The 25,127-nt window shown below is 73.2% G+C and carries 24 protein-coding genes and 1 pseudogene; 13 read left to right on the top strand and 12 right to left on the bottom strand.

Translation table 11 applies throughout. From position 1 onward, the window contains the following. Both ACF07S_RS26550 and ACF07S_RS26545 read right to left on the bottom strand, forming a co-directional pair. Positions 1 to 630: maltotransferase domain-containing protein (locus ACF07S_RS26550; RefSeq protein ID WP_391975281.1), on the bottom strand; the 630-nt coding region annotated here is incomplete at its 3' end. Between the two features lie 73 nt (positions 631 to 703). Further along, positions 704 to 1,006: a DUF5133 domain-containing protein gene (locus tag ACF07S_RS26545; protein ID WP_391965801.1), complete on the bottom strand. Its 303-nt coding sequence runs from the start codon at positions 1,004 to 1,006 to the stop codon at positions 704 to 706. 370 nt (positions 1,007 to 1,376) lie between these two features. Between ACF07S_RS26545 and ACF07S_RS26540 the strand changes: the two genes are divergently transcribed. Both ACF07S_RS26540 and glgX read left to right on the top strand, forming a co-directional pair. Beyond that, the gene (locus tag ACF07S_RS26540; RefSeq protein WP_391965802.1) at positions 1,377 to 1,889 is read left to right on the top strand and encodes a pep a2; all 513 of its coding nucleotides are present in this window, start codon (positions 1,377 to 1,379) and stop codon (positions 1,887 to 1,889) included. Beyond that, positions 1,886 to 4,030: a glycogen debranching protein GlgX gene (glgX, locus tag ACF07S_RS26535; protein ID WP_391965803.1), complete on the top strand. Its 2,145-nt coding sequence runs from the start codon at positions 1,886 to 1,888 to the stop codon at positions 4,028 to 4,030. The genes ACF07S_RS26540 and glgX overlap by 4 nt, the downstream gene beginning before the upstream one ends. Positions 4,031 to 4,047: 17 nt before the next feature. On the opposite strand, the gene ACF07S_RS26530 is transcribed toward glgX, so the two are convergent. Further along, positions 4,048 to 4,851: a VOC family protein gene (locus tag ACF07S_RS26530; RefSeq protein ID WP_391965804.1), complete on the bottom strand. Its 804-nt coding sequence runs from the start codon at positions 4,849 to 4,851 to the stop codon at positions 4,048 to 4,050. A gap of 233 nt (positions 4,852 to 5,084) precedes the next feature. On the opposite strand from ACF07S_RS26530, the pseudogene ACF07S_RS26525 reads away from it, so the two are divergent. Further along, positions 5,085 to 5,399, top strand: a pseudogene (locus ACF07S_RS26525) (ANTAR domain-containing protein); the annotation flags it as partial. Positions 5,400 to 5,430: 31 nt separating this feature from the next. Here the strand turns inward: ACF07S_RS26525 and ACF07S_RS26520 are convergent. Next, positions 5,431 to 6,222: an RNA polymerase sigma factor SigF gene (locus tag ACF07S_RS26520; protein WP_391965805.1), complete on the bottom strand. Its 792-nt coding sequence runs from the start codon at positions 6,220 to 6,222 to the stop codon at positions 5,431 to 5,433. Positions 6,223 to 6,700: 478 nt separating this feature from the next. Between ACF07S_RS26520 and ACF07S_RS26515 the strand changes: the two genes are divergently transcribed. Then, complete coding sequence (locus ACF07S_RS26515) at positions 6,701 to 7,222, top strand: hypothetical protein (RefSeq protein ID WP_391965806.1); 522 nt, start codon at positions 6,701 to 6,703, stop codon at positions 7,220 to 7,222. A 7-nt stretch (positions 7,223 to 7,229) separates the two neighbouring features. Here ACF07S_RS26515 and hemC read toward each other — a convergent pair whose 3' ends face one another. Continuing rightward, positions 7,230 to 8,165 (bottom strand): hydroxymethylbilane synthase, encoded by a 936-nt coding sequence (gene hemC, locus ACF07S_RS26510; protein WP_391975280.1) that lies wholly within the window; start codon positions 8,163 to 8,165, stop codon positions 7,230 to 7,232. A gap of 79 nt (positions 8,166 to 8,244) precedes the next feature. Continuing rightward, positions 8,245 to 9,021 carry an NPP1 family protein gene (locus tag ACF07S_RS26505; RefSeq protein ID WP_391965808.1) on the bottom strand — a complete coding sequence of 259 codons (777 nt, stop codon included), beginning with the start codon at positions 9,019 to 9,021 and terminating at the stop codon, positions 8,245 to 8,247. 583 nt (positions 9,022 to 9,604) lie between these two features. On the opposite strand from ACF07S_RS26505, the gene ACF07S_RS26500 reads away from it, so the two are divergent. From ACF07S_RS26500 to ACF07S_RS26485, 4 genes are all read left to right on the top strand, one after another. Then, a complete protein-coding gene (locus tag ACF07S_RS26500; protein ID WP_391975279.1) occupies positions 9,605 to 10,111 on the top strand; it encodes a MarR family winged helix-turn-helix transcriptional regulator in 507 nt (168 codons plus the stop codon). A 93-nt stretch (positions 10,112 to 10,204) separates the two neighbouring features. Beyond that, a complete protein-coding gene (locus tag ACF07S_RS26495) occupies positions 10,205 to 10,585 on the top strand; it encodes a hypothetical protein (protein WP_391975278.1) in 381 nt (126 codons plus the stop codon). Then, positions 10,582 to 11,049 carry a peroxiredoxin gene (locus tag ACF07S_RS26490; protein ID WP_391965811.1) on the top strand — a complete coding sequence of 156 codons (468 nt, stop codon included), beginning with the start codon at positions 10,582 to 10,584 and terminating at the stop codon, positions 11,047 to 11,049. Before ACF07S_RS26495 ends, ACF07S_RS26490 begins: the two co-directional genes overlap by 4 nt. A 60-nt stretch (positions 11,050 to 11,109) precedes the next feature. After that, positions 11,110 to 13,446, top strand: a complete 2,337-nt coding sequence (locus ACF07S_RS26485; protein WP_391975277.1) for a SpoIIE family protein phosphatase — start codon at positions 11,110 to 11,112, stop codon at positions 13,444 to 13,446. Between the two features lie 160 nt (positions 13,447 to 13,606). Here ACF07S_RS26485 and ACF07S_RS26480 read toward each other — a convergent pair whose 3' ends face one another. Then, positions 13,607 to 14,437, bottom strand: coding sequence for an aldo/keto reductase (locus ACF07S_RS26480; protein WP_391965813.1), 831 nt, complete (start codon positions 14,435 to 14,437; stop codon positions 13,607 to 13,609). Between the two features lie 182 nt (positions 14,438 to 14,619). On the opposite strand from ACF07S_RS26480, the gene ACF07S_RS26475 reads away from it, so the two are divergent. After that, a complete protein-coding gene (locus tag ACF07S_RS26475; protein WP_391965814.1) occupies positions 14,620 to 15,594 on the top strand; it encodes a TauD/TfdA dioxygenase family protein in 975 nt (324 codons plus the stop codon). A gap of 138 nt (positions 15,595 to 15,732) precedes the next feature. On the opposite strand, the gene ACF07S_RS26470 is transcribed toward ACF07S_RS26475, so the two are convergent. Then, a complete protein-coding gene (locus tag ACF07S_RS26470) occupies positions 15,733 to 16,353 on the bottom strand; it encodes an L-threonylcarbamoyladenylate synthase (protein WP_391965815.1) in 621 nt (206 codons plus the stop codon). 677 nt (positions 16,354 to 17,030) lie between these two features. Between ACF07S_RS26470 and ACF07S_RS26465 the strand changes: the two genes are divergently transcribed. Beyond that, positions 17,031 to 17,267, top strand: coding sequence for a hypothetical protein (locus tag ACF07S_RS26465; RefSeq protein ID WP_391965817.1), 237 nt, complete (start codon positions 17,031 to 17,033; stop codon positions 17,265 to 17,267). A gap of 200 nt (positions 17,268 to 17,467) precedes the next feature. Continuing rightward, positions 17,468 to 19,126 (top strand): catalase, encoded by a 1,659-nt coding sequence (locus tag ACF07S_RS26460; protein ID WP_391975276.1) that lies wholly within the window; start codon positions 17,468 to 17,470, stop codon positions 19,124 to 19,126. Between the two features lie 4 nt (positions 19,127 to 19,130). Here the strand turns inward: ACF07S_RS26460 and ACF07S_RS26455 are convergent, their stop codons facing one another. Next, positions 19,131 to 19,955 (bottom strand): fructosamine kinase family protein, encoded by an 825-nt coding sequence (locus tag ACF07S_RS26455; RefSeq protein ID WP_391975291.1) that lies wholly within the window; start codon positions 19,953 to 19,955, stop codon positions 19,131 to 19,133. A 198-nt stretch (positions 19,956 to 20,153) separates the two neighbouring features. Between ACF07S_RS26455 and ACF07S_RS26450 the strand changes: the two genes are divergently transcribed. Both ACF07S_RS26450 and ACF07S_RS26445 read left to right on the top strand, forming a co-directional pair. After that, entirely contained in the window at positions 20,154 to 20,477 is a 324-nt protein-coding gene (locus tag ACF07S_RS26450; RefSeq protein ID WP_391965820.1) for a hypothetical protein, read from the top strand. A gap of 73 nt (positions 20,478 to 20,550) precedes the next feature. After that, positions 20,551 to 21,084 (top strand): DoxX family protein, encoded by a 534-nt coding sequence (locus ACF07S_RS26445; protein ID WP_391965821.1) that lies wholly within the window; start codon positions 20,551 to 20,553, stop codon positions 21,082 to 21,084. Positions 21,085 to 21,766: 682 nt separating this feature from the next. Here ACF07S_RS26445 and ACF07S_RS26440 read toward each other — a convergent pair. The 3 genes from ACF07S_RS26440 to ACF07S_RS26430 all read right to left on the bottom strand — a co-directional run bounded on the left by ACF07S_RS26440 (position 21,767) and on the right by ACF07S_RS26430 (position 25,068). Further along, positions 21,767 to 22,405, bottom strand: coding sequence for a response regulator transcription factor (locus tag ACF07S_RS26440; RefSeq protein ID WP_391975275.1), 639 nt, complete (start codon positions 22,403 to 22,405; stop codon positions 21,767 to 21,769). A 182-nt stretch (positions 22,406 to 22,587) separates the two neighbouring features. After that, positions 22,588 to 23,601, bottom strand: a complete 1,014-nt coding sequence (gene gap / locus ACF07S_RS26435) for a type I glyceraldehyde-3-phosphate dehydrogenase (RefSeq protein ID WP_391975274.1) — start codon at positions 23,599 to 23,601, stop codon at positions 22,588 to 22,590. A gap of 33 nt (positions 23,602 to 23,634) precedes the next feature. After that, the gene (locus ACF07S_RS26430) at positions 23,635 to 25,068 is read right to left on the bottom strand and encodes an MFS transporter (protein ID WP_391975273.1); all 1,434 of its coding nucleotides are present in this window, start codon (positions 25,066 to 25,068) and stop codon (positions 23,635 to 23,637) included. Positions 25,069 to 25,127: the final 59 nt, after the last annotated feature.

Raw genomic sequence — 25,127 nt, 5'->3', positions numbered from 1 at the left:
GGAGCGGGGGAAGAACTCGTACCAGGAGCCGTACAGCGCCCGCTCGCGTTCCACCAGCAGCGGCAGCGGGTCACTGCTGGTCACCAGCTCCCGCAGCGGATGCCGGGCCAGCACCGCGTCCACCGGCGGCGTCAACGCCGCCGCCAGCCGGGTGGCGCAGGGCAGGGAGTCGTCGCGCAGGGTCCTGGCCGCGGCCAGGAGCACGGCCTGGCCGTCGTCCCTCGGGACCCCGGCGGCCGCCCGCTCGTGGAGGTCGGCGCCCTCCTCCAGGACCAGCCCCGTGTCGATGCCCGCCGGCACCTTGACGGTGGCGGTCCGGCGCCAGGTGGCCACCGGGTCGCCCCACGCCTCCACGCGGTAGGTCCACCCGCCCGGGGCGTCCGCGACGACCTCGGCACCCCACCGGTCCGTGCCCGGCGCCAGCTCCCGCATCGGCGTGAACGGCCCCGGACGCCCCTCGGGGTCCTTCAGCACCACGTTGGCGGCCACCGCCTCGTGCCCCTCCCGGAAGAGGGTGGCGGTGACCTCGAACGTCTCGCCCACCACGGCCTTCGCCGGCCGCCTGCCGCAGTCGACGCGGGGCCGGACGTCCCGTACCGGGATGCGGCCGATGGTCCGGGTCGTCTTCATGGGGCTGTGCACCTCCGCCGTGCTCGGCGTCCGGGCCGGTGCCCGGACGGGGGACCACAGGGCGGCGGGAAGGTCACGGCCTTCCCGCCGCGGAGCGCCGTCCGACGGGCGGCGGGCCCCGTCTGACCGCGGCGGCCGGACGGGGCCTGTCGTTCTGTTCCTGCAGATAGGTGACGAGGGAGGTGCGCAGGTACCGTTCGGCGGCGTCCGCCGCCTCCCGCGCGCAGCGCTTGCCCATCAGCACACAGAGCGTGTAGCCGGAGTCCTCGAAGGTGGCCCGCACCGTGCGGTCGGCCGGGGCCGCCAGCATCACGCGTTCCCACGCCCGGTAGCGGCGCAGTTGCCGGGCGACTTCGGCTTTGGCGGGTAGCAGCATGGCGCCGTGCACCTTTCCGGGGCTCGATGGTGGCGCGTTGTCCCGACGGTCGGGCGGCGGCCGTGCGCACAGCTGCACGGATCCGTAACGGCGATCGAGGTCTTCACACATGGTGCACGGGTGATGACGCAAAGTCTTGTTGGCTTTTCAATCACTTGGGTCAGTGCCGGCGCGCCGCGCACCGCGCGGCGGCCTGGTGTGCTCAGGTCTCGCCCCGGAGGCCCCGGTCGTGCGCTCGTGTTGCACGAATGGACCAACCACCCCACCCTGAAGGTGACTCAGGAGCGATACCCGCTCACGTTCCGTGTCCGAGGGCCCGCCCCGCGGGGGCCGGGAGGAACGCGAGTTTCGCGGTGAGGAGCCGACGACCATGAAGACCGCAGTGCCCTGCTACTACCACCTCGACGTGGAAGTCAACCCGGAACGGGTGGGACAGGTCAGCCGCATACTGGCCGCTCACCTCCGGTTCTGGGACCTGGAGAACCTGATGGAGCCCGTCTGCGGCGGCGCCGAGATGCTGCTGCGGGCCATCGACGAGCACGCCACCGACAAGAACACGTCGATCGAGATGTGGTGGAACGGCCAGCACCTCATCACGGCCATCGGGGACAACGACCGCACCCTGCGCCCCGACCGGCAGCTGCGCGGCTGTCTCGAGCACATCGCGGCCAGCAGCGACGGCTGGGGCTGCTGCGCCACCGAGACCGGCAGCAAGGTCATCTGGTTCTCGCAGCGCGCCCGGGCCGGCGAACGCGTCCCGCTGGTGCCGACCGGGCCCGACCCGCGCGAGAGCGAGGGCCTGGACCTGCCCCGCGAGGTGAGCGTCGCCCAGCTGACCGGCCGGGTGCGTACACCGGGCGACATCCTGGAGGACGTCCGGTGACCCGGCGGCAGAACCGGAACGGGGCGCCCGCGTGGAGCGGGCGCCCCTACCCGCTGGGCGCGTCCTTCGACGGCGAGGGCACCAACTTCGCGCTGTTCAGCGAGGTCGCCGAGCGCGTCGACCTGGTCCTGGTGGACGACGAGGGCCGGCACGGCACCGTACGGCTCACCGAGGTCGACGGTTTCGTCTGGCACGGCTACCTCCCCGGGGTCGGCCCCGGACAGCGCTACGGCTACCGGGTGCACGGACCGTGGGCCCCGTCGGCCGGCCACCGCTGCAACCCGGCGAAACTGCTCCTCGATCCCTACGCGACGGCCGTGGACGGCCAGATCGACAACCACCCCTCGCTGTACGAGCGCAGCCCGCACGGACCCGACCCGGCCGACAGCGCCGGTCACACCATGCTCGGCGTCGTGACCGACCCGGCCTTCGACTGGGGCGACGACACCCGGCCCGGCCGCCCGTACGCCGACACCGTGATCTACGAGGCCCACGTCAAGGGCCTCACCCGCACCCACCCCGACGTGCCCGAGGAACTCCGGGGCACCTACGCCGGGCTGGCGCACCCCTCCGTCGTCGGGCACCTGACCTCGCTGGGCGTCACCGCGGTGGAGCTGATGCCGGTGCACCAGTTCGTCCAGGACGGCGTGCTCCAGGGCCGCGGCCTGGCCAACTACTGGGGCTACAACACCGTCGGTTTCTTCGCCCCGCACAACGGCCATGCCGCCCGCGGCAGCCGAGGGCAGCAGGTCGACGAGTTCAAGGACATGGTGAAGACCCTGCACGCGGCCGGCCTCGAAGTGATCCTGGACGTCGTCTACAACCACACCGCCGAGGGCAACGAGAAGGGCCCCACCCTCTCCTTCCGGGGCATCGACAACTGCTCGTACTACCGCCTGGTCGACGGCGACTGGTCGCACTACTACGACACCACCGGCACCGGCAACAGCCTGCTGATGCGCCACCCCTACGTGCTCCAGCTGATCATGGACTCGCTGCGGTACTGGGTCACCGAGATGCGGGTCGACGGCTTCCGCTTCGACCTCGCGGCCACCCTGGCCCGGCAGTTCCACGAGGTGGACCGGCTGTCGGCGTTCTTCGACCTCATCCAGCAGGACCCGGTGATCAGCCGCGTCAAGCTGATCGCCGAGCCCTGGGACGTGGGCGAGGGCGGCTACCAGGTGGGCAACTTCCCTCCGCTGTGGTCGGAGTGGAACGGCAAGTACCGGGACGCCGTACGGGACTTCTGGCGCGCCGAGGACCACACCCTCGCCGAGTTCGCCTCCCGGCTGACCGGCTCCTCCGACCTGTACGCGCACAGCAGGCGCCGGCCCCGCGCCAGCGTCAACTTCGTCACCTCGCACGACGGTTTCACCCTGCGCGACCTCGTCTCGTACAACGACAAGCACAACGAGGCCAACGGCGAGGGCAACCGGGACGGCGAGAGCGACAACCGGTCCTGGAACTGCGGCGTCGAGGGCGCCACCCGCGACCCCGCCGTGCTGGAGCTGCGCGCCCGGCAGCAGCGCAACTTCCTCGCCACGCTGCTGCTGTCCCAGGGCATCCCGATGCTGTCCCACGGCGACGAACTGGGCCGGACCCAGCGCGGCAACAACAACGCCTACTGCCAGGACAACGAGGTCAGCTGGATCGACTGGCGGCCGGCCGGCGAGCAGCGCGGCCTGGTGGCGTTCACGAGGACGCTCATCGCGCTGCGCGCCGCCCACCCCGTGCTGCGCCGCCGCCGCTTCTTCCGCGGCGAGACCGTGCGCCACGCGGACCAGCCGCTGCCCGACCTCGTGTGGCTGCTGCCGGACGCCCAGGAGATGACCGGCGACGACTGGCAGCGCCCGGACGCCCACTCGGTCGGCGTGTTCCTCAACGGCGACGCCATCGCCGAGCCCGACCCGCGCGGCCGGCCGCTGGTCGACGACTCCTTCCTGCTGCTGTTCAACAGCCACTGGAAACCGGTCGGCTTCCGCCTGCCCGACGCTGCCTACGGCGAGCGCTGGACGGCGCTGGTCGACACCGCCGAACCGGACGGCGCCCCCGGCGAGGCGGAGCACAAGTGCGGCGCCACCCTGACCGTCGGCGCCCGGAGCCTGGTGCTGCTGTCCCGCCCGTCCCGTACGGCGCGGTGACCGGCGGGCCCCGGGCGTCAGCGCCCGGGGCGTGAGGTCACCGTGAACTGGGCGCCCTCGTTGTCACGCAGCACGGCCTCCTCGGCGTCCTCGGACAGGACGCTGCCGCCGTGCCGCTCGGCGGCGCGGGCGCAGGCGGCCACGTCCTTCACCGTGAAGTGAACCTGCCAGTGCGGCCGGACCGCCGGGTCGGGGGCCGAGCCCGCCGCCCCCGACTCGATGCGGGCCACCACCTGCCCGCCGCTGCGCAGCACGACTTCCTCGCCCTCGTAGCGGACTTCGCAGCAGCCGGGCTTGTCGGACGCCCAGTCGAAGACCTCGCCGTAGAAGATGGCGGCGTCGAACGCGTCCCGGGTGTGCAGCCGGATGAACGCCGGCTGCACGCGGCGCCAGGTGGGCCAGTCGGTGAACAGCTCGCCCTCCCAGATCCCGAAGGCCGCCCCGTCCCGGTCGGCCAGCAGCGCCGCCCGCCCGGGCGGCAGGGAGATCGGCCCGACCGCCGTCGTGCCGCCGCGCTCCTGCACCCGCGCCGCGGCCTCGTCGGCACTGCGCACCGCGAAGTACGGCGTCCAGGCCACCGCCATCTGCCACATGGTGGCGACCCCGGCGATCCCGGCCACCGGCGCGCCGTCGGCCAGGGCGATGCGGAACCGGTCGCCGAGACGGACCGGACGCCACTGCCAGCCCAGGACCGCCCCGTAGAACTCCTCGGTCGTCTTCACGTCGCGGCTGGTCAGACTGACCCAGCAGGGCGCCCCGAACACGGAGTGCGTCGAGAAGACGTCCGTCGTGCCGGCGGGGGAGGGCATGTCGTTGTTCATGGCAGTCGCGTCCTGATCTCGTCGGCCTGGCAGCCACCCGGATGACACCAGTGTCCGCCGGACACCGGTCCGGGCGCCTGCCGAATACGCCGGTGGTGGCACGGCCGCCCCGCACCGCCCGGTGGCACGGGGCGGTCCGAGCGGTGACGATGGAGGGATCGGACACTGGGTGAAGGCACTCAAGCACTGTGCGAAGGCATCACGAGAGCGGCACACCGGACCCGGAGGTGACCATGCCCACGGACGGGGGCGCGGAGCGGATCCTCCGCTTGGAGGAAGAGGTACGGCAGCTGAGGGACGCGGTCGCCTCGCACGCGGTGGTGGACCAGGCCATCGGCATGATCGTCGCACTCGGACGGGTCTCGCCCGACCGGGCCTGGACGGTGCTGAGGGAGGTCTCCCAGCACACCAACATCAAGCTGCGCAACGTGGCCGACCTGATCCTCGTGTGGGGGCGCACCGGCCTCCTGCCGGCGGAGGTGCGGACGGTGCTGGAGGAGGCGCTGGACCGGCTCGGCCCCACCCTGGTCCCGGGCGCGCCGCCGGAGCGCCGACACTGCCGCGCGGCGCGCGTCCCGCTCAGCGGGTCTCGGCCAGCAGCTCCTCGCGCAGATGGGCGAAACAGCCGCTGAGCAGCCGGGAGACATGCATCTGCGAGATGCCCAGTTGCTCGGCGATGGAACTCTGCGTCATCCCGCGGAAGAACCGCAGATAGAGGATGAGCCGCTCCCGCTCCGGCAGCGCCTGGAGACAGGGCCGCGCCGCCACCCGGTCCACGACGGTGTCGTACGCCGGGTCCGGGCCGCCGATCGCGTCGCCCAGGGCGTATCCGTCGGTGCCCGGCATCTCCGCCTCCAGCGACAGCGCGGAGAAGCACTCCAGCGCCTCCATGCCGGTGCGCACCTCGCTCTCGGTCAGCCGGGTGTGCGCGGCGATCTCGGCGACCGTGGGCGCCCGGCCCGGGGTCGTCTGCGCCAGCTCCTTCGCCGCGTGCCGCACACGGTTGCGCAGGTCCTGGACCCGGCGCGGTACGTGCAGGGTCCACATGTGGTCACGGAAGTGGCGCTTGATCTCGCCGGTCACGGTGGGCACGGCGTACGCCTCGAAGGCGTTGCCGCGCGCCGGGTCGTAGTGGTCGACGGCCTTGACCAGGCCGAGGGCCGCCACCTGGTACAGATCCTCCAGGGCCTCGCCCCGTCCCCGGAACCGGACGGCGATCCGTTCCGCCATGGGCAGCCAGGCGGTGACCAGTTCGTCGCGCAGCACACTGCGCTCGGGCCCTTCGGGCAGCCCGGCCAGACGTGCGAAGTCCTCGGCGGTGTCGGGGGAGTCGTCGTGGGGGTGCGGCTTCCTGGGACTGACGGTACGCATGGCGCGCACCTCCCTGAGCGGGTGCCGGGGGAGAGGGAACCTGTGGAAAGCGCGGCTCGGACCACGGTCGGCGAACGGTTTCCACGGACGTGCCTCCGGTCCGAAGCACAATCGTTCCTTTCCCCGTGAGCCGCCCTTTCAAAACGCCTCGCGGAATTCCGCGGAAGCGCGTCGGCGGAGGGTGCACGCAGCGATATCGAGGGAATTCACGGCGTGAAATGCGGCGGCGGGACGCGTGGCCTGCGCCCGTCCGCACCCGGCGCCCGGACCGCGCCGGGCCCGCCGGTGATCACGGCTTTGGACGTGATGTGCGGCACGCCGCCGCCGGGAACCGGCCGGCCGGCCGGGGGATTCCTCCAGCGCAGCGCTTGATCACCGATCAGCTCGGGCGAACCGCCTGACCACAGCGCATTCCGCTCGTTTGACAGTGCGCCGAGCCCACAGATAGGAAGCAGCGGACGAAGTCGAGAGGTGCACTGTGTACGAGCCGAACGTGGTGGGGGACTGGCAGGAGTACGACGAGCCCGCCGGTCTGCGGGTCCGCGTCCACCGTCTGGAATCGGGCGAACCGCCGCGCGGACGGGACGACGCCGCCGAAGGGCTCACGTATTTCAGTGTCCGCGTGACCGTCGAGAATCGCGGCGACCGGCCCTTCTGTATTCATCTCGAGGACGGCCAGATCGACGTGCGGACCGGCCGCGACGGCGAGAGCGCGTTCATCGACTGGCGCAACTCGCGGTTCGTCGAGGGATTCGACGTCTATCCGCTGCGCCGCGCCACCGCCGTGCTCTACGCGGCCGGCCCCGAGGCGTCCCTGAGCCATGTCGACGTCCAGGTGCAGGTGCGCGTCGACGAGGAATGGGCCGATCGACGGCTGTGGGTGGGCGGCATCGGTGTGCGGGAGACGCCCACCGGGACGTCCGCGGGCGGGTGCCGGGACAGCCTCGCGCAGCAGGTGAGCGTCTTCCTGCAGGAGCAGGCGGAGGGAGGCACCGCCTGAGCCGGTGTCAGTGCGGGATGCCGTCGATGATCTCGCGGGCGCCCTGGCGCAGCAGGGCCACGGCGACCGAGGTGCCGAGCGTGGCCGGATCGAGCCGTCCGGCCCACTCGTGGGCGTTCAGCCGGGTCTTGCCGTCCGGGGTGAAGACGCAGGCCCGCAGGGACAGCTCGCCGGTGTGGTCCACGCGCGCGTGCCCGGCGATCGGGCTGTTGCAGTGACCCTGCAGGACATGCAGGAACATGCGTTCGGCGGTGGCCTCGCGGTGGGTGTCCGGATCGCCGAGGGCGCCGACCGCGTCGATGAGGTCGGTGTCGCCCTCGCGGCACTGCAGGGCGAGGATGCCCGCGCCGATGGGCGGCATCATCGCCTCGGGGGAGAGGATCTCGCTGATCACGTCGGCGCGGCCGATGCGTTCCAGGCCGGAGACCGCCAGCAGCAGGGCGTCGGCCTCCCCGGCCGCGAGCTTGTCCAGGCGCCGGTTGGCGTTGCCGCGGAACGGCACACACCTGAGGTGCGGGTGGGTGGCGGCCAGTTGGGCGACCCGGCGCACCGAGGAGGTGCCGATCCGGGTCCCGGGCGCCAGCTCGTCCAGGGTGAGTCCGCCCGGGTGCACGAGGGCGTCGCGCACGTCGTCCCGCTTCAGGAACGCGGCGAACACCGTGCCCGCCGGGAGCGGACGGTCGGCGGGCACGTCCTTGACGCAGTGCACGGCGAGATCCGCCTCACCGGCGAGCAGGGCGGCGTCCACCTCCTTGGTGAACGCGCCCTTGCCCTCCACCTGCGACAGATCACCCAGCCACCGGTCCCCGGTCGTCCTCACCGGCACCACCTCGGTGCGCACACCGGGACGGGCGGCGGCCAGCTCGGCGCGGACACGGTCCACCTGGGCCAGGGCCATGGGCGAGTCGCGGGAGACGATACGGATCAGTTCCGGGACGGACATGCCGACACGATAGACCCTCGGGACATCCCTCCCGTGCCGGGACGCCGTACGGCGCCCCGGCTCAACAGCCCGGCCCCGCTCAGGCGTTCGGGTCGAACGGGATGCCGGACGGCTTGGCCTTCGCGAGGTGGGAGGCGAAACTCCCGTCCTTCAGACCGAAGTTGGCACTGCCGAAGTCGTACGAGCTGAGCTTGTCGCGCAGCCCGGCCGGGTAGCCGTTCCAGCCGATCAGGGCCGGGTACTGCCAGCTGCCCTTGTGGTTCTCCGGCGGCTCGTCGCCCGAGGTCGCGAGACGGAAGCAGTGGGTGCTGATGCCGTCCTTGTGGTACACGATCTTCGGGTGCGTCCCGTCGAAGCGGACCGCCGAGCGCGCGTGGATCGAGAACGAACCGTGGGCGGACGTCGAGACGTACTGCGCCGTGTCGTTCTGCACCCAGACCACGACGTGCTCCCAGTCGTGGCGGTGACCGCCCAGGCTACTGCCCGGCAGGGCCTGGTCCTTCTCGAAGTACAGGCCGTAAACGACGGCGCACCAGCCGTTGTTGCACTTGGAGCGCGCGTAACTGTTGGTGTTGTCCAGGTCGGAGGCGTCACGGCAGTTGCCGTTGAGCGCGCCGGTCGGGTTGAGGCCGGTGTTGACCGAGCCGTCGGGGCCGATGGCCGGTGTGGGGTAGCAGCCGTCGGAGTCGTAGTCGAAGGCGGGCTGGAACGTCCGCTCCAGTTGGTCGGCGTTGGCCGGCAGGGCCGGTGGCGGTGCGGCGAAGGCGGTGGCGGGGAAGGCGATCACCAGGGCGACCGCGCCGGCGAGGCCGGTCAGCCATCTCCTGCGGTGCGTTCGGAGGGTACTCGACGACACTGCGTCCTCCTCTTGGTCCGGGCGCAGCCCAACGGCTGTGGGGGGTAGGGGAGTTCAGGATCACCGTTGAGCACATCCGTGCCAAGAGGCCATAGGCGTACCGGGGGTTAAGCAATGCCCAACATTCGCGGTGCTGGTCCGCGGATCACACCCTCTCGTCCGGAAATGCCGGCCGCCGCCTCCTCGGCGGCCGGGTCCGGCCCGGGGTGCGGCCGGGAGGGCCGGCCCGGCATCCCGTCCCGGGTGCGGGTGTCGTGGCGGACCTCGCCGACCGGCCGGGGCACCGCCCGGCGCGCCCGGTTCGGTGCGTTCCGCCTCGCTCCAGCCGGTGCCCGCGCCGTCGGCGTGACGCAGCGGTCCCGCCGCCCGCCCGCCTGGCAGGGGCGTCCTCGCCGCGCGGTACGGGTCCCGGCCCGGGCGCGGGAGCGCACTCCCGGCCCGCACACCGGGGCCGGCCGTTCGCGGACCGGGCCGGTCCGCCGGGGGCGAGCGCCTCGTCGGCCGGCACCGCGGGCGCACAGCACGAGGGCGCCGCCCCCGGGAGATTGATTGAGTTACGCAACGAGATGGTAAAGTGAGGCGCATGCCCCCACCCCCGCTCCCCGACGTTCCGCCCTCCCCGGAAGTGGCCGAGATCGAGCGCGCGCTCCACCGCGTCACCTACCTGAGCACGCGCGCCCGTCAGCACGAACGGCTGATGGCCCTGGCGGGTGTGCCGCTGGACCGGTCCGCCGTCGCGCTGCTGCGGCTGATGGCCGACACCGATCCGCTGCGGCCGGGGGAGCTGGCCGCCCGGCTGGGCGTGGAGGCCTCGCACGTCACGCGCACGGTGCAGCAGCTGGAGAAAACCGGCCATGTCACCCGCGTCCCGGACCCCGACGACCGCCGTGCCCAGCGCATCGAGCTCACCGGCGCCGGCCGCGAGGCCATCGCCCGGATCCGCGAGACCGGGGTGAAGGGCATGCAGGTGGCACTGGCCGGCTGGTCGCCCGAGGAGCTGCGGCAGCTCGCCGCCCTCTTCCACCGCATGGTCGACGACTTCCTCGCCCACGCCACCGACGACGAGCCGGAGTCCGCGCCCACGGCATGAGCCCGCCACCTCACCGCGCCTGCGCCGCCCGTGCGCCCCGGCCCGTACTTACCGTCCGGTAATATCGCGCGGCAGGTCATCAGAGGAGGAACCGTGTCCCGGTCCGAACGCTCGCCCCTGCTGCTCGCCGGCCTGCTGGCCGCCGCGGGCACCGCCCACTTCGCCGCCCCGCGCCGGTTCGACCACATCGTGCCGCGCTCCCTGCCCGGCTCGCCCCGGACCTGGACCTACGCCAGCGGCGCCGCCGAGCTCACGCTGGCCGCCGGTGTGGCGCTGCCCCGTACCCGCAGGGCCGCGGCCCTGGCCGCGGCCGCCTTCTTCGTCGGCGTGTTCCCCGCCAACGTGAAGATGGCCGCCGACTGGCGGCACCGCCCCGCACCGCAGAAGGCCGCGGCCCTCGGCCGGCTGCCCCTGCAGCTGCCGCTGGTGCTGTGGGCGCGCGCCGTCGCCAAGGGCGCGGAGGGCCGGTCGTGAGCGGGCACCCGGGCAAGGGCGACACGGTCGAGGACTTCGCGCTGCCGGACGAGACCGGCACCGTGCGCAGGCTGACGGAACTGCTCGCCGGAGGGCCGGTGGTGCTGTTCTTCTACCCCGCCGCCCTGAGCCCCGGCTGCACCGCGCAGGCCTGCCGCTTCCGCGATCTCGCCGCGGAGTTCGCCGCGGCCGGCGCGCGGCCGGTGGGCATCAGCTCGGACGCCGTCGAACGGCAGGCGGAGTTCGCCGGACGGCACGGCCTCGGCATGCCCCTGCTGTCCGACGCGGACGGCACGGTCCGCGAGCGGTTCGGAGTGAAGCGGGGCATCGCCCTGGCGCCGACCAAGCGGGCCACGTTCGTCATAGCCGAGGACCGCACCGTGCTGGAGGTCGTGCGCAGCGAACTGCGGATGAACGCCCACGCCGACCGCGCGCTCGCCGCGCTCCGCGGCCACCGGGCGTGAGACCGGCCGGGGCGCACGGCCGCGGTTGAGAGGCGGCGGCGCAGGGCTGATGCTGGACGAATGGAGGACGCCACCGCCGCGGTGGTCGTCGACGCCCGCGGCACCGTGACCGGGTGGAGCGAGGGCGCCCGGCGACTGACGGGGCACCGCGCCGAGGAGGCCGTGGGGCGGGCCGTGCGCGAGCTGTTCGCCGGGAACGAGCCGCCCGGCGCCACGCCCCCGCCGTCGGGCCCGGCCGTGCTGCGCCACCGCGAGGGCCACCGCGTACCGGTCCGGCTGACGGTCCGGCCCCTGCTGGGGGCGGGGGGCGCCCCGTCCGGACACGTGATCACCGCCGAGCCGCCCGGCACGCCGGACACCTCCCTGGCCGCGCGGGCGTTCCAGCAGGCCTCCATGGCCATGTCCGTCTTCGACACCGAGCAGCGCTACCTGAGGCTCAACGACGTCGCCTGCGAACTGATGGACCAGCCACAGACGGACCTCGTCGGGCGGTCCTACCTGGACACCGTCGAGGACGTCGCCTACACCCGCGGCCTGGACCGGCAGCTGCGCCGGGTCGCCGAGACGGGCGAGCCCCTGCACTACGAGATCTTCACCCGGACGCCCGACCGGATCCGGCCGCACGCCTGGAACGTCGAGATATGGCCGGTCCGTGACACCTCCGGCGAGGTGGCCGGCACCGCCGTCGCGGCGTTCGACAGCACCGAGCAGCACCAGGCCCGGCGGCGGCTGGCGCTGCTGAACGAGGCCGCCACCGCCATCGGCACCACCCTGGACGTCGTACGCACCGCCGAGGAACTCGTCGAACTCCTGGTGCCGGCGTTCGCCGACTTCGCCGCCGTCGACCTGCCGGACTGGGTCCTCGGCGCCGACGAACCCCCGCCCCTGCCGGACGCCGGGATCGTGCTGCGCCGGGTGGCGCACGGTTCCGCCGCCGGCGGAACCCCCGAGGCGGCCGTCCATCTCGGCCAGACGGACGTCTACCCGCCCTTCTCCCCTCCGGCGCGGGCACTGCGGGAGGGCAGGGCGGTGCTCGCCCGGGCGGGTGAGCACGACTTCGACCGGTGGATGGGCGAGCGGGGCGCCCACGCCCCGGACTCCCGCACCCGCCTCGCCGGCATCCACTCGCTGCTGGCCGTGCCGCTGCGCGCCCGGGGCACGACGCTCGGCGTCGCGGTCGCCGTCCGCAACCTCCACCCCTACGGATACGCCGTGGACGACGCCGTTCTCGTCGAGGAACTCGCCGGCCGCGCCGCCGTCTGCGTCGACAACGCCCGACGCTTCGCCCGCGAGCGCACCACCGCGCTGGCCCTGCAGCACAGCCTGCTGCCCAGGGGACTGCCCGGCCAGGCCGCCGTGGAGGTCGCCCACCGCTATCTGCCCTCCGGGTCGGCGGCCGGAATCGGCGGCGACTGGTTCGACGTCATCCCGCTGGCCGGCAGCCGGGTCGCCCTGGTCGTGGGGGACGTCGTGGGCCACGGCATCCCCTCCACGGCGACCATGGGGCGGCTCTGCACGGCGGTGCGCACCCTCGCCGACGTGGACCTCCCGCCCGACGAACTCCTCACCCACCTGGACGACCTGGTCACCCATCTCGCCTCCGGCGACCGCGACGACGTCGCCGAACTCGGCGCCACCTGTCTGTACGCCGTCTACGACCCGGTCTCGCGCCGCCTGACCGCGGCCGCGGCCGGGCATCCGGCGCCCGCCGTGCTGCTGCCCGACGGCACGTGCCGGCTCGTCCCCGTGAACGCGGGCCCGCCGCTCGGTGTGGGGGGCCTGCCGTTCGAGGCGACGGAGCTCCAGCTGCCCGAGGGCTCCGTCGTCGCCCTCTACACCGACGGCCTCGTCGAGGACCGCGACCGCGACATCGACCGCGCCACGGACGAGCTGTGCCGCGCCCTGGCGGGGCCCGCCGAATCGCTGGACTCCCTGTGCGACGGTGTGCTCAAGCACGTCCTGCCGGAGGAGCCCGGCGACGACGTCGCGCTGCTGCTGGCCCGCACCCGGGCCCTCGGCGCCGATCGGGTCGCCACCAGGGACGTGCCGCCGGACCCCGAGGAGGTGGCCGCCGCCCGGCAATGGGCCACCGACATGCTCACCGCGTGGGGACTGGACGAGACCGCCTTCGTCACCGAACTCGTCGTCAGCGAACTGGTCACCAACGCCATCCGGTACGGAGCGCCCCCCATCCGGCTGCGGCTCATCCGCGACCGCACCCTCATCTGCGAGGTCGCCGACGCCAGCTCCACCTCACCGCATCTGCGCCGCGCCCACGCCTACGACGAGGGCGGGCGCGGACTGCTGCTGGTGGCGCAGCTCACCCAGCGCTGGGGCAGCCGCCAGACGGGCGAGGGCAAGACGATCTGGGCGGAACAGCCGCTGCCGAAGCGGTGATCCGCCACCCGGCCCACCTCCCGCGTGCGGTGTCGCGCCGCCCCGCCCCCGGGGCTCCCGCGTCCGCCCGGAGTCCCGCCCGCCGTGCTCCTGCCGCGGCCGCTCCCGGTCGTCCGCCGGGCCGCTCCTTCCCGCACGCCGCCGCACGCGCGGGCCCCGGTCAGAACTCCTCGTGCACCTCCGGATCCCCGCCGATCCGGCCGTGGACGCGGTCGGCGACGGTCCGCATCTGGGCGGCGTCCAGCTCGAAACCGAAGACGTCGAGGTTCGCGCGCTGCCGTCCCGGGTCGGACGACTTGGGAACGGGCAGCGCGCCCAGCTGGATGTGCCAGCGCAGTACCGCCTGGGCCGGCGTGACCCCGTGCGCCTCCGCGACGGCGGCCACGGCCGGGTCGTCCAGGAGCTGCGAGCCACGGCCCAGCGGGCTCCAGCTCTCGGTGAGCACACCCTTGCCGGCGTGGTGGGCGCGCAGCTCCTCCTGGGGGAAGAGGGGGTGCAGCTCGATCTGGTTGACCGAGGGCAGCACCCCGGTCTCCTTCTCCAGCCGCTCGATGTGGGCGGGGGTGAAGTTGGAGACGCCGATCGACCGGACGAGACCGTCCTCGCGCAGCTTGATCATGGCCTTCCAGGAGTCGACGTACCGGTCCAGGCGGGGCAGCGGCCAGTGGATCAGATAGAGGTCGACGTACTCCAGGCCGAGCCGGGCCCGGGACTCCTCGAAGGAGGCGAGGGTCTCCTCGTAGCCGTGGTGCCGGCCCGGGAGCTTCGTCGTCACGACGATCTCCCCGCGGGGCACACCGGACCCGGCCACGGCACGGCCGACCCCGGTCTCGTTGCGGTAGTTGGTCGCCGTGTCGACCAGGCGGTAACCCGCCTCGAGAGCCGCGGCCACCGCCCGCTCCGCCTCGGCGTCGTCCATCGGCCAGGTGCCCAGACCCAGGGCGGGGATCGTCGTGCCGTCGTTGAGGGTGTGGCTCGGGATGCCGATCACCAGGGGCCCTTCCCGTTGACAGTGTCGTCCCCCCAGCGTCGGGGACGCCGGGACACCGATCAACCGCACGTGCCGGTCCGCGCGGCCGAGGCCCTGTCGCCATGCCCGCCGGAGACTGCCACGATCTCCCCGGGAGCCGGTCCGCACGGGACCGGCGGGGACGGCCGACGGAGTGGGGACGCATGACGACGGACAGGGACGGCGTGGCGGACGGGGAGCGGAACACGGCGGTGGAGGTACGTCCCGTCGCCGGGCACATCGGGGCGGAGGTCACCGGAGTCGACCTCGCGGGCGACCTCGACGACGCCGTGATCGACGGGATCAGGGCGGCGCTGCTGCGCTGGAAGGTGGTGTTCTTCCGCGGGCAGCGCCTCGACCACGCCGGACATGTGGCGCTGGCCCGCCGGTTCGGCGAACCGGTCGTGCTGCCGCGGCGCGGGAAGGCCTCGCCGCCGGGCTTCCCCGAGATCGAGACCACCGCCGACCGGCTGGAGCTGGGCGGACGGTTCGGCATGGAGCACGACGAATGGCTGCGGCGTCGCCGCCACACCCTGCTGCGCGGCTGGCACTGCGACCACGGCGCCCGTGTCGACCCCCCGGCCGCGACGATCCTGCGCGCCGAGACCGTCCCGCCCTACGGCGGCGACACCACCTGGTCCAACCTGGCCGCGGCGTACGCCGGACTGTCCGCCCCGGTGCGCGACTTCGCCGACCGGCTGCGCGCCGAGCACCGCCTAGGGGTCGGCTACCAGCCCCGGCCCGGCGACGACGCCTACCTGCGCCACCTGCTGGATCATCAGACCGCCTCCGAACACCCGCTGGTGCGCGTCCACCCCGAGACGGGGGAGCGGGTGCTGTTCGTCAACGGCTACTACGTCGAGCAGATCACCGGGCTGTCCCGCCCCGAGAGCCGGGCCGTCCTCGAGATGCTGCTGGAACAGGCGACCCGGCCCGAGTACACGGTGCGGCTGCGCTGGGAGCCGGGCAGCGTGGCGTTCTGGGACAACCGGGCCACCATCCACCTCGCCCCGGGCGACACCGCCCACCTCGACCACCCGCGGATCATGCACCGGGTGATGCTCGCCGGTGACGTCCCGGTCGGCGTGGACGGCCGGCCCTCACGGCCCCTCACCGGCACCGCGCCGGGGCACTGGTAGCGGGGCCGTACGACGACGACCGCCCGGGTGGTTCCCCGTACGGCGGCCGTCACGGGGCTGCCTCCCCGGGGCCGCGGACCGGACCGGATCACCCCCACGGCGACACGCCGGCCGGGGCGTCCGGACGGCGCGACGCCCTCACTCGAACCGCGAGACGTCGCCCGCGCCCCGCCGCACGATCTCCGGCTCGCCGCCCGAGAAGTCGATCACCGTGGTCGGCTCGGTGCCGCACTCCCCGGAGTCGATCACCGCGTCCACCACGTGGTCGAGCCGGTCCTTGATCTCCCAGCCCTGCGTCATCGGCTCCTCCTCGCCGGGCAGCAGCAGCGTGCTGGACAGCAGCGGCTCACCCAGCTCCGCCAGCAGCGCCTGGGTGACGACGTGGTCGGGGATGCGCACGCCGACCGTCTTCTTCCTGGGGTGCTGCAGCATGCGCGGCACCTCCTTCGTCGCGGGCAGGATGAACGTGTAGCTGCCCGGCGTCGACGCCTTGACCGAGCGGAACACGTCGTTGTCGATCCGTACGAACTGGCCGAGCTGAGCGAAGTCCCGGCACACCAGGGTGAAGTGGTGCCGGTCGTCCAGCTTGCGGATCGTGCGGATCCGGTCGATGCCGTCGCGGCTGCCCAGACGGCAGCCGAGCGCGTAGCAGGAGTCCGTGGGGTATGCGACCAGGGCGTCGGAGCGGATGCTCCCGGCGACCTGGGAGATGGTGCGCGGCTGGGGGTTGTCGGGGTGCACGTCGAAGTACTTCGCCATTCACCGAGCTTATGCCGCCCCGCGCGGAGCGCCGCACACGACGTCCCCGTGCCGCCCCGGGGGTGTCGTGGCGCCGGGACGAGCCGCGCGGACGGGTGAGGCGACGTCCCCGACCTGGGCGGGGGACGGCGAGCGGACGGGGGAAGGCCGAGGTGACAGGCCGCAGGGACGGGACCGGGCGGACGCCGGCGGCTGCCGGGGGACACCGGGCGTGGGCGCGGGAACTGCTCGAGCGGCTGCGGCCGGCCGGGCGCGACGTCCGCGGGGTCGTCGACCGGCCGGCTCGCACCGCGCACGCGGAGCCGGCTGCCGGCCACCGGGACCGATCCCTCCGAGGTCGTGCCGGCGCATCCGGCGGTGGGCGGCCTGGAACAGCCGGCGCTCGCGGGTGGGTGAACCGGACCTTTCGGACTCGGTTGTGCACGGATGAGCCCCGCGCCGGCCACAGCGGGCACCGGTGCGCTGCACACGCCCTCCGCGTTCACCTGGTTTCGTGTCAGGACGGGGGCACGACCGGAACGGGGGGACAGGTCGCGCCCCCGTCCGCTTCCTCTTTCCCGCCGCTGTGTGTCTTCGGCCGGGACGGGTACCCGGCCGCCGCTGTGAAGGCCCGCCGACCGTGACCGCGCACCGGCCGGAGGCGGGCCGAGGACGAACACCGCGAAGAGGAGGCCCGGATGACCGACGACACGGAGACCGGCGGCGTCACCGGTACGCAGGACAAGGACTACAACCTGATCTGGTACGTCCAGGCGTGCCTGGACAACGCGCTGCGCCTGGAGGCCTACATCAAGGACGCCGAGCGCGCCGACGACACCGAGGTCGCCGACCTCTTCCGCAAGGCCCAGGCGGACAGCCGCAAGGGCGCGGAACTGGGCAAGGGACTGCTGAAGGCACGCCTGAACGGCGGCTGACCACACCGCTGCGCCCGGCACGGCCACCGTGGACACGGGGGCCGTGCCCGCGGCCACGGCCGGGGCGGCGCGAGCCGCGCACCCGCCCCGACGGAGTACACCGCGGGCGGCTCCGAGTCGCCGCCCGCGGTGATGCGCGGCAGCATTGCCCTCGTACGCACGCCCCGGCGGACGTCGATCAGCACAAGGAGCCCACGATCATGACGGACGTTTCGCACCGGGGCCCCGCTCCCGGCGACGACCGCAAGGTACTCACCAACCGGCAGGGCCATCCGGTCTACGACAACCAGAACCAGCGCACCGTCGGCTCCCGCGGCCCGGCCACGCTGGAGAACTACCAGTTCCTGGAGAAGATCAGCCACTTCGACCGGGAACGCATCCCCGAGCGCGTCGTGCACGCCCGCGGCGTCACCGCGTACGGCTACTTCGAGGCGTACGGGAAGTGGGGCGACGAGCCCATCTCGCGCTACACCCGGGCCAAGCTCTTCCAGGAGCAGGGCAAACGCACGGACCTGGCCGTCCGCTTCTCCACCGTCATCGGCGGACGCGACTCCTCCGAGGCCGCCCGCGACCCCCGCGGCTTCGCGGTGAAGTTCTACACCGAGGACGGCAACTGGGACCTGGTCGGCAACAACCTGGGCGTCTTCTTCATCCGGGACGCCATCAAGTTCCCGGACGTCATCCACGCCCTCAAACCCGACCCGGTCACCTTCGAGCAGCACCCGCGCCGCATCTTCGACTTCATGTCGCAGACGCCCGAATCCATGCACATGCTGGTCAACCTGTTCAGCCCGCGCGGCATCCCGGCGGACTACCGCCACATGCAGGGCTTCGGCGTGAACACCTACAAGTGGGTCAACGCCGAGGGCGAGACCAAGCTGGTCAAGTACCACTGGATGCCCAAGCAGGGCGTACGCAGCATGACCGAGGAGGACGCGGCCAACGTCCAGGCCCAGGGCCTCGGCCACGCCACCAAGGACCTCTACGAGGCGGTGGCGCGCGGCGACTACCCGGAGTGGGAACTGGTGGTCCAGATGATGGACGACCACGAGCACCCGGAACTGGACTTCGACCCGCTGGACGACACCAAGACCTGGCCCGAGCAGGACTTCCCGCCGAAGGCGGTGGGCCGGATGGTGCTGAACCGGATGCCGGACAACTTCTTCGCCGAGAACGAGCAGATCTCCTTCGGCACCGGCGTCCTCGTCGACGGACTGGACTTCTCCGACGACAAGATGCTCGTCGGCCGGACCTTCTCCTACAGCGACACCCAGCGCTACCGCGTCGGCCCGAACTACCTGCAACTGCCCGTGAACCAGGCCAGGAACGCCGACGTGCGCACCAACCAGCGCGACGGCCTCATGACCTACCACGTCGACGGCGCCGGTGAGAACCCGCACGTCAACTACGAACCGTCGATCACCGGCGGGCTGCGGGAGGGCCAGTACCCGACACACGACGAGCAGGGCCCGGAGATCCGGGGCCGGCTCACCCGCAAGCGCATCCCCCGCACCAACGACTACCTGCAGGCCGGTCAGCGCTACCTGCTCATGGAGGAGTGGGAGCGCGACGACCTGGTGAAGAACTTCGTCGGCCTGATCTCCCAGTGCGACCGGGAGGTGCAGGAGCGCATGGTCTGGCACTTCCTGCTGGCCGAGACCGACCTCGGCCGCCGGGTCGGGGAAGGCCTCGGCATCATGCCGGAGGACGTCGCCCACCTCGAACCGCTCGCGAGCCAGGACCTCACGGACGAGGACCGCAAGCGGCTGGCCAACCTCGGCGACAACCCGCCGCGCGACGTGGAGGGGCTCACCATGACCCACTGCGTCCCCGACGAACGCCACGTGGTGACCCGGTGAGCAGTCACCCCGCGGCGGCCGGCCGGGCCACCGCGAGGGCCTGCTTGGCGTAATCGCGTCCGAACGGCACGGCGTGCACCGGCAGCGGGAACAGCCGGTGCACGCCGATGCGTGTCTCCCACCCGCCGGCGAGCGGCGCCACCCGCCGGTAGCCGTCCAGCACCGCGTCCAGATGGGGACAGCCGAAGAGGGCCAGCATCGCGAGGTCGGTCTCCCGGTGGCCGCCGTGGGCCGCGGGGTCGATCAGGTGGACGTGTCCGTCGGCGCCCCACAGCACATTGCCGTTCCACAGGTCGCCGTGCAGCCGCGCGGGCGGCTCGGCCGGCCCGGCCAGTTCCGGCAGCCGCTCGCAGACCCGTTCGACGGCACCCGCCTCACCGGCACCCATGGTGCCGTCGTCGACCGCCCGGCGCAGATACGGCAGCACCCGGTGCTCGGCGTACCAGCCGGGCCAGTCGCCGCCGCCGACGTTGCGCATCGGCGCGAGCCCGATGTACGCCTCCACCAGGCCGCCCGGCGGCGGCGCCCCGAACGCGGGCGCGCCGGCCGCGTGCAGGCCCGCCAGACCGCGGCCGAACCGGACGGCGGCCTCCCGCCCCGGCCGGCCCCGCGTCACCCGGTCGAGGACCAGCCGGCGCGCGTGGTGACCGTGCACCACCGGCACCCGCACCGTCCCCGCCGCGGCCAGCCAGCGCAGCCCCGCCGCCTCGGCGCGCGCCGCCCGCGCGCCGCCGGCGTCCTTGACGACCACCACCCGGCCGTCGTCGAGGACGGCCTCGGCGAGCGAGCCGGACACCGTGCGCACCGCGGTGACCGTCCGTCCGGTCAGCTAGGCCGCCACGGCACCCGGCCCGTCGCCGTCCTCGGCCGCCGGACCGCTGGGGAGGGACATGGGCGGGACTCCTCACTCGCGCGGTCGTGCCCGGCCCCCCGCCGTGCCGGCGTCCGCGGCCGGCCCGTCACGCGGGACGGTGAAATACCGCACCCGGCCGATCGAACGCCGGCGTGCCGGGGGAGCACTGGCATCATGACGAGTTCATCGTTCCAGCGCACCGTCACCCTGCCCGCCTCGGTCTGCGAACAGGCCGCACAGCACCTGGAGCAGGCCGCCAGGCGGACGGTCGACGGAGCCGGAATCCCGCTGAAGGCGTTCCGCGCGGCCGCCGACAGCGACTACACCCTGCCGGTTCCCGTGGTGGAGCAGGCGGCGGGCTGTCTGCTGGTCCTGGCCACGGAGACGGCCCAGAGCGTACGTCCCTCGGTGCTGCGCACCCTCATCGGCGTCGCCCTGTGCCTGCGCGACGCCGTCGAGGCCGTCCACCGGCCCGCACTGACCACCCGGTTGTGGTGACGGCGCCCCGAATGCCCCCCTCCCCGCGGGGAACCCGGCGAACCCACACCACCGACACTCCCAGGAGAAGTCCATGAGTCTCTTGCGCGCCCTCGGCCGCCCGATGCTGGCGTCGATGTTCGTCGCGGGCGGGCTGGAGTCCGTCCGCCGTCCCGAGGCCGTCGCCCCGGCCGCCGAGCCCGTCGTCCGGCCGGTCACCGAGCGCGTCGAGGCCCTGCCGGACCGCACCGAGGACGCCGTACGGCTCGGCGGCGCCGTGCAGGTCGCGGCCGGACTGCTGCTGGCGGCCGGACGGATGCCGCGGCCGGCCGCACTCGCCCTCGCCGTCACGCTCGTGCCCACGACACTGGCCGGGCACCGCTTCTGGGACGAGGAGGACCCCGACCGGCGCGCCGAGCAGCGCATCCACTTCCTGAAGAACCTCTCCATGCTCGGCGGCCTGCTGATCGCCGCCGACGACACCGGCGCCGCCCCCTCGGTGCTGTGGCGCAGCCGGCACGCCGCCCACGACCTGCGCCGCGACGCCCGTCTCGTCCACCGGTCGGTGCGGGCCGGCGCACGCCCCGCCGCGGCGGCCGGCCGCATCCGGGCCAGGCTGCCCCGCTGAGGTGTCCGCCACCGCGTCAAGCGCCCGGTTGTGGATGCGTTCGCCGTGCGCGCCGTGACCGCCCGAGATCCGCTTCCGGCGTTGCCGGGGCAGCGCGGCGACCAGGACGAAGTCACGGACGTCGTCGCGGACCGCGTTCTCGTTCCGGCCGGAGAGGGTGAGCAGGCGCTGGACACCGTCCGGGCGGGGTCGGCCGACCTGCTCGGCCGGGTCCAGCCGTTCTTCTCCTGCCAGAGGTGCGAGCAGCCCCGGAGGCAGTCCAGCGCCCGCTCACGCGGCTCGGACCTGCCGAAACGGTGGGCAAACCGGGCATGCAGCCCGGCCGTCCCCTCCGGCCACGACTCAACCTGCCCGACCGTCAGCTCATCAGCACACAGTCACATCGACGACGGCCGAGGCCGATCGTCGTCCCGGATGCGGTTGCAGCATTGATCCTCGTGTCGCGGAAACAGACATTGCCCTCCGCGGGTCCGGCGTTTCCCGCCGTGGCCTTCCGTCCGCGGCCCTGTGACCTCCGCCGGAGGGCGTTGCGCGGCTGCCGTCGTCGGCGAACGCCGCACAACGCCCTTCCGGCGATGAAGGTCACATCCCCGTTCCGGCGATCACCTCCCCGTCCGCTCGCGCACCGTCCGCCGCCCCGCGTCCCGGAGGTGCCCGCTCGCGGCTCTGCGGGCGGCGGTCCTCAGGAGGCGCACCGGGCGCTCATCGGGTCCCCCGCCCCTGCCCACTGGTGCCTGGCCACCGCGTGGGCGTCCGTGGCGATGACCGACGCGTGGCGGGCGATCACCTGCTGATAGAGGAGGACGGCCTCGACCCGGTTGCGGACCTGTAACTTGGCCAGCAGGTGCGAGACGTGACTCTTGACGGTGGCCGCCTTGATGCCGAGCAGCTTCGCCACCTCTCCCGTGGAGCGCCCGGAGGCCAGGTGGAACAGGACCTCGAACTCGCGGTCGGAGAGGTTCAGCAGTTCCTGTGCCGGATCGGGCTGCGCGGCGTCACCGCCGGAACCGGTCCCCCCGTCCACCGCCCCGCCGTGTCCTCCGCGCACAGCCGGTATGGAGAAGGCATCGAGTCCCGAGTCGACGAGTGCGTAGCCGGCGACCGCGGCGCCGACCGCGACCACCAGCCGGTCCGGCTTGGCGTCCTTGATGAGCAGTCCCGCCGCGCCCGCCGCAAGCGCCGCGCGTATCTCCGGCGCGGTCCAGCGGGTGCTCAGCAGCAGGACCCGTATGCGTCCGGCGGTGAGCGCCTGTACCTGACGGGTGACGTCGGCGCCGGGGCCGATCGACCACAGCACCACCTGCACTCGTCGAGCCGCCATTCCCGCAGCGGCCGCCCGGCGTCGACGGTGGTCACCGCCACCACCATGCCGCTGTCGCGTTCCCTTCCGCCCGTCAGGAGCGCGACAAAGTCCGGGTAAACAACCTGGGGAGCGGACCGGTCGCGGGCCGGGCGCCCGCGGGTGCCGTGCGGAAGGGCCCCGCGAGCGCCCGGCCGGACGGTTCAGCCGGTGGCGCCCAGGAGGCGGACCACGTCGACCGTCCGGTGGGAGAAACCGGACTCGTTGTCGTACCAGCCGACGACCTTGACGAGGGAACCGTCCCGCCCGTCGTCGACGACCATGGTGAGCGGCGCGTCGAAGGTGCAGGAGGCGGAGGTGCCGATGATGTCCGTGGAGACCAGCGGGTCCTCGCTGTACACGAGGACGTCCTTGAGCGGACCGCGAGCCGCTTCCGCGAAGGCGGCGTTGACCTCCTCCACCGTGACGGAGCACTGGAGTTCGACGGTCAGGTCGACGATCGAGCCGTCCACGACCGGGACCCGCATGGACAGGCCGTCCATGAGTCCGGCCAGTTCGGGCAGGACCACGCCGATGGCCCGAGCGGCACCGGTGGTGGTGGGGATGATGTTGTTGGCGGCGGCCCGCGCCCGGCGGAAGTCGCGGTGCGGGGCGTCGTGCAGGCGCTGGTCGCTGGTGTAGGCGTGCGAGGTGTTCATCAGACCACGCCGCACACCGAAGTGCTGGTGCAGCACGTGGGCGAGGGGCGCGGCGCAGTTGGTGGTGCAGGAGGCGTTCGAGACGATCCTGTGGGAGGCGTCCAACGAGCCGTCGTTGATGCCGTACACGACGGTGAAGTCGACGTTCGTGGCCGGTGCGGAGATGAGGACGCGGCGCGCGCCCGCCTCCAGGTGGGCCGCGGCGGCCTTTCCGTCGGTGAAGACGCCGGTGGGCTCGACGACGACGTCCACGTCCAGGTCCGCCCAGGGCAGGTCGGCCGGGTTCTTCTCGCGCAGGACGGGGATCGTGCGCCCGCCGATGACGAGCTTGCCGTCCAGGACGGTGACCTGCTCCGCCAGCCGGCCGTGGACGGAGTCGTAGCGCAGCAGGTGGGCCAGGAGTTCGGGGTCCGTCAGGTCGTTGACGGCCACGATCTCGATGTCCGGGCAGGTGAGCGCGGTGCGGGTGACCGTCCGCCCGATGCGGCCGAATCCGTTGACGGCGATGCGGGTTGCCATGGTGCCGGTACTCCTTGTCAGAGTCGGAGAAGGTCAGGCAGCGGCGCGCGCCTTTGCGTTCCGCCAGGAGGACAGGGCGAGCAACGCCGCGACGAAGAAGGCCGCCGAGGCGATGAGCGCCGAGATGTGCAGGCCGGAGACCAGGTCCCGGCCCGCGATGAGGGAGGCGAACAGGGCGACGCCGAGCGCGTTGCCCAGCTGGCGCGCCACGTTGAACACCGCGGAGGCCACACCGGCGTTCTCGGTGGGGGCGGCGTGCACGATGGCGGCGGTGGCCGCCGGTACCGTGCTCGGGGTGGCGAGGCCGGTCGCGACGAGGGCGGGCAGCAGCATCCAGTACGGGGTGTCGGGGCCGGCGAGCAGCCAGCCGACGAACCCGGCGGCCCCGAGCAGCAGGGCTCCGGTCATCGGGACGTACGGGCCGTAGCGGGCGGTCAGGCGGCCGGAGAGCGGTGCCGCGACGACGGCCATGCACACCGTCGGCAGCAGGGCCAGGCCGGCGCCCAGCGCGTCGTAGCCGCGCTCGTTCTGCAGGTAGAGCGTGGACAGGTAGAGCATGCCGTAGTAGCCGAGGTTGAGCAGGACACCCACCGCGGCGGTGGAGGAGAAACCGGGGGACCCGAACAGCGACAGCGGCAGCAGCGGCGGCTTCTCCGCGTCCCCGCGCGCCTCCATCCGCCGCTCGGTCACGACGAACAACGCGAGCGCGACGGCGGCGAGGGCGCCGGCGCCCAGCACCACCGGCGAGCTCCAGCCCTGCGTGCCGGCCTCGTTGAGCATGCCGGCCAGCGCCAGCACGCCGACGACCCCCAGGACCTGACCCCACGGGTCCAGGCCGCGCGCACGGGCCCGCGCGGTCGGTGCGGGAACGTTCTTGCGGGTCAGCCAGACAGCCACCGCGGCGATGGGAACGTTGATCCAGAAGGCGGCGCGCCAGTTCAGGCCCGCCACCAGCAGCCCGCCCACGAGGGGTCCCGCCGCGAACGCGATGCCGGAGATGCCGGCCCAGACGCCGAGGGCCCTGGCCCGCACCGCCGTGGCCGGATAGGCCGCGGTCAGCAGGGCCAGCGAGGTGGGCACCAGCAGGGCACCGCCGGCTCCCTGGGCCAGGCGCGAGGCGATGAGCAGCGCCGGGGTGGTGGCCAGGGCACAGCCGACGGAGGCGACGGCGAAGACGCCGAGGCCGGCGAGGAACACCTTCCGGTGCCCGAGCCGGTCGCCGAAGCCGCCGCCCATGAGCAGCAGCCCGCCGAAGACCGCGCTGTAGCCGTCGACGACCCAGGCCATCGCCGAGGCGCCGGCGCCGATCGAGTCACGGATGACGGGGACGGCGACGGTGACGACGGTGACGTCCAGCATCACCAGGAAGTAGCCCAGGCTGAGAGCGATGAGCGGGGGCCACGACAGTCGCTCGGCCGCGGGGGGCGGGGCCCCGTTCGCCGCGGCCGTTCCGGTCGTTGTACTCATGCGGGTCATCCTCGACTCCTGATACTTAGTCGTTCACCAAAGTGTGCTTGCATGGCGTC

It is taken from the genome of Streptomyces sp. NPDC016640 (assembly GCF_043076215.1).
In the GTDB taxonomy this organism is placed as follows: domain Bacteria; phylum Actinomycetota; class Actinomycetes; order Streptomycetales; family Streptomycetaceae; genus Streptomyces.
The sequence above is the reverse complement of the archived record's forward strand: the minus strand, read 5'-3'. Positions and strand labels throughout refer to the sequence as shown.

Bases quoted from the DNA above. Each gene is read 5' to 3' on its own strand.
- ACF07S_RS26545 (WP_391965801.1), bottom strand. From the start codon at position 1,006: ATGCTGCTACCCGCCAAAGCCGAAGTCGCCCGGCAACTGCGCCGCTAC.
- ACF07S_RS26540 (WP_391965802.1), top strand. From the start codon at position 1,377: ATGAAGACCGCAGTGCCCTGCTACTACCACCTCGACGTGGAAGTCAAC.
- ACF07S_RS26530 (WP_391965804.1), bottom strand. From the start codon at position 4,851: ATGAACAACGACATGCCCTCCCCCGCCGGCACGACGGACGTCTTCTCG.
- ACF07S_RS26520 (WP_391965805.1), bottom strand. From the start codon at position 6,222: ATGCGTACCGTCAGTCCCAGGAAGCCGCACCCCCACGACGACTCCCCC.
- hemC (WP_391975280.1), bottom strand. From the start codon at position 8,165: ATGTCCGTCCCGGAACTGATCCGTATCGTCTCCCGCGACTCGCCCATG.
- ACF07S_RS26500 (WP_391975279.1), top strand. From the start codon at position 9,605: ATGCCCCCACCCCCGCTCCCCGACGTTCCGCCCTCCCCGGAAGTGGCC.
- ACF07S_RS26485 (WP_391975277.1), top strand. From the start codon at position 11,110: ATGGAGGACGCCACCGCCGCGGTGGTCGTCGACGCCCGCGGCACCGTG.
- ACF07S_RS26475 (WP_391965814.1), top strand. From the start codon at position 14,620: ATGACGACGGACAGGGACGGCGTGGCGGACGGGGAGCGGAACACGGCG.
- ACF07S_RS26470 (WP_391965815.1), bottom strand. From the start codon at position 16,353: ATGGCGAAGTACTTCGACGTGCACCCCGACAACCCCCAGCCGCGCACC.
- ACF07S_RS26465 (WP_391965817.1), top strand. From the start codon at position 17,031: ATGACCGACGACACGGAGACCGGCGGCGTCACCGGTACGCAGGACAAG.
- ACF07S_RS26460 (WP_391975276.1), top strand. From the start codon at position 17,468: ATGACGGACGTTTCGCACCGGGGCCCCGCTCCCGGCGACGACCGCAAG.
- ACF07S_RS26450 (WP_391965820.1), top strand. From the start codon at position 20,154: ATGACGAGTTCATCGTTCCAGCGCACCGTCACCCTGCCCGCCTCGGTC.
- ACF07S_RS26445 (WP_391965821.1), top strand. From the start codon at position 20,551: ATGAGTCTCTTGCGCGCCCTCGGCCGCCCGATGCTGGCGTCGATGTTC.
- ACF07S_RS26440 (WP_391975275.1), bottom strand. From the start codon at position 22,405: ATGGCGGCTCGACGAGTGCAGGTGGTGCTGTGGTCGATCGGCCCCGGC.
- gap (WP_391975274.1), bottom strand. From the start codon at position 23,601: ATGGCAACCCGCATCGCCGTCAACGGATTCGGCCGCATCGGGCGGACG.
- ACF07S_RS26430 (WP_391975273.1), bottom strand. From the start codon at position 25,068: ATGAGTACAACGACCGGAACGGCCGCGGCGAACGGGGCCCCGCCCCCC.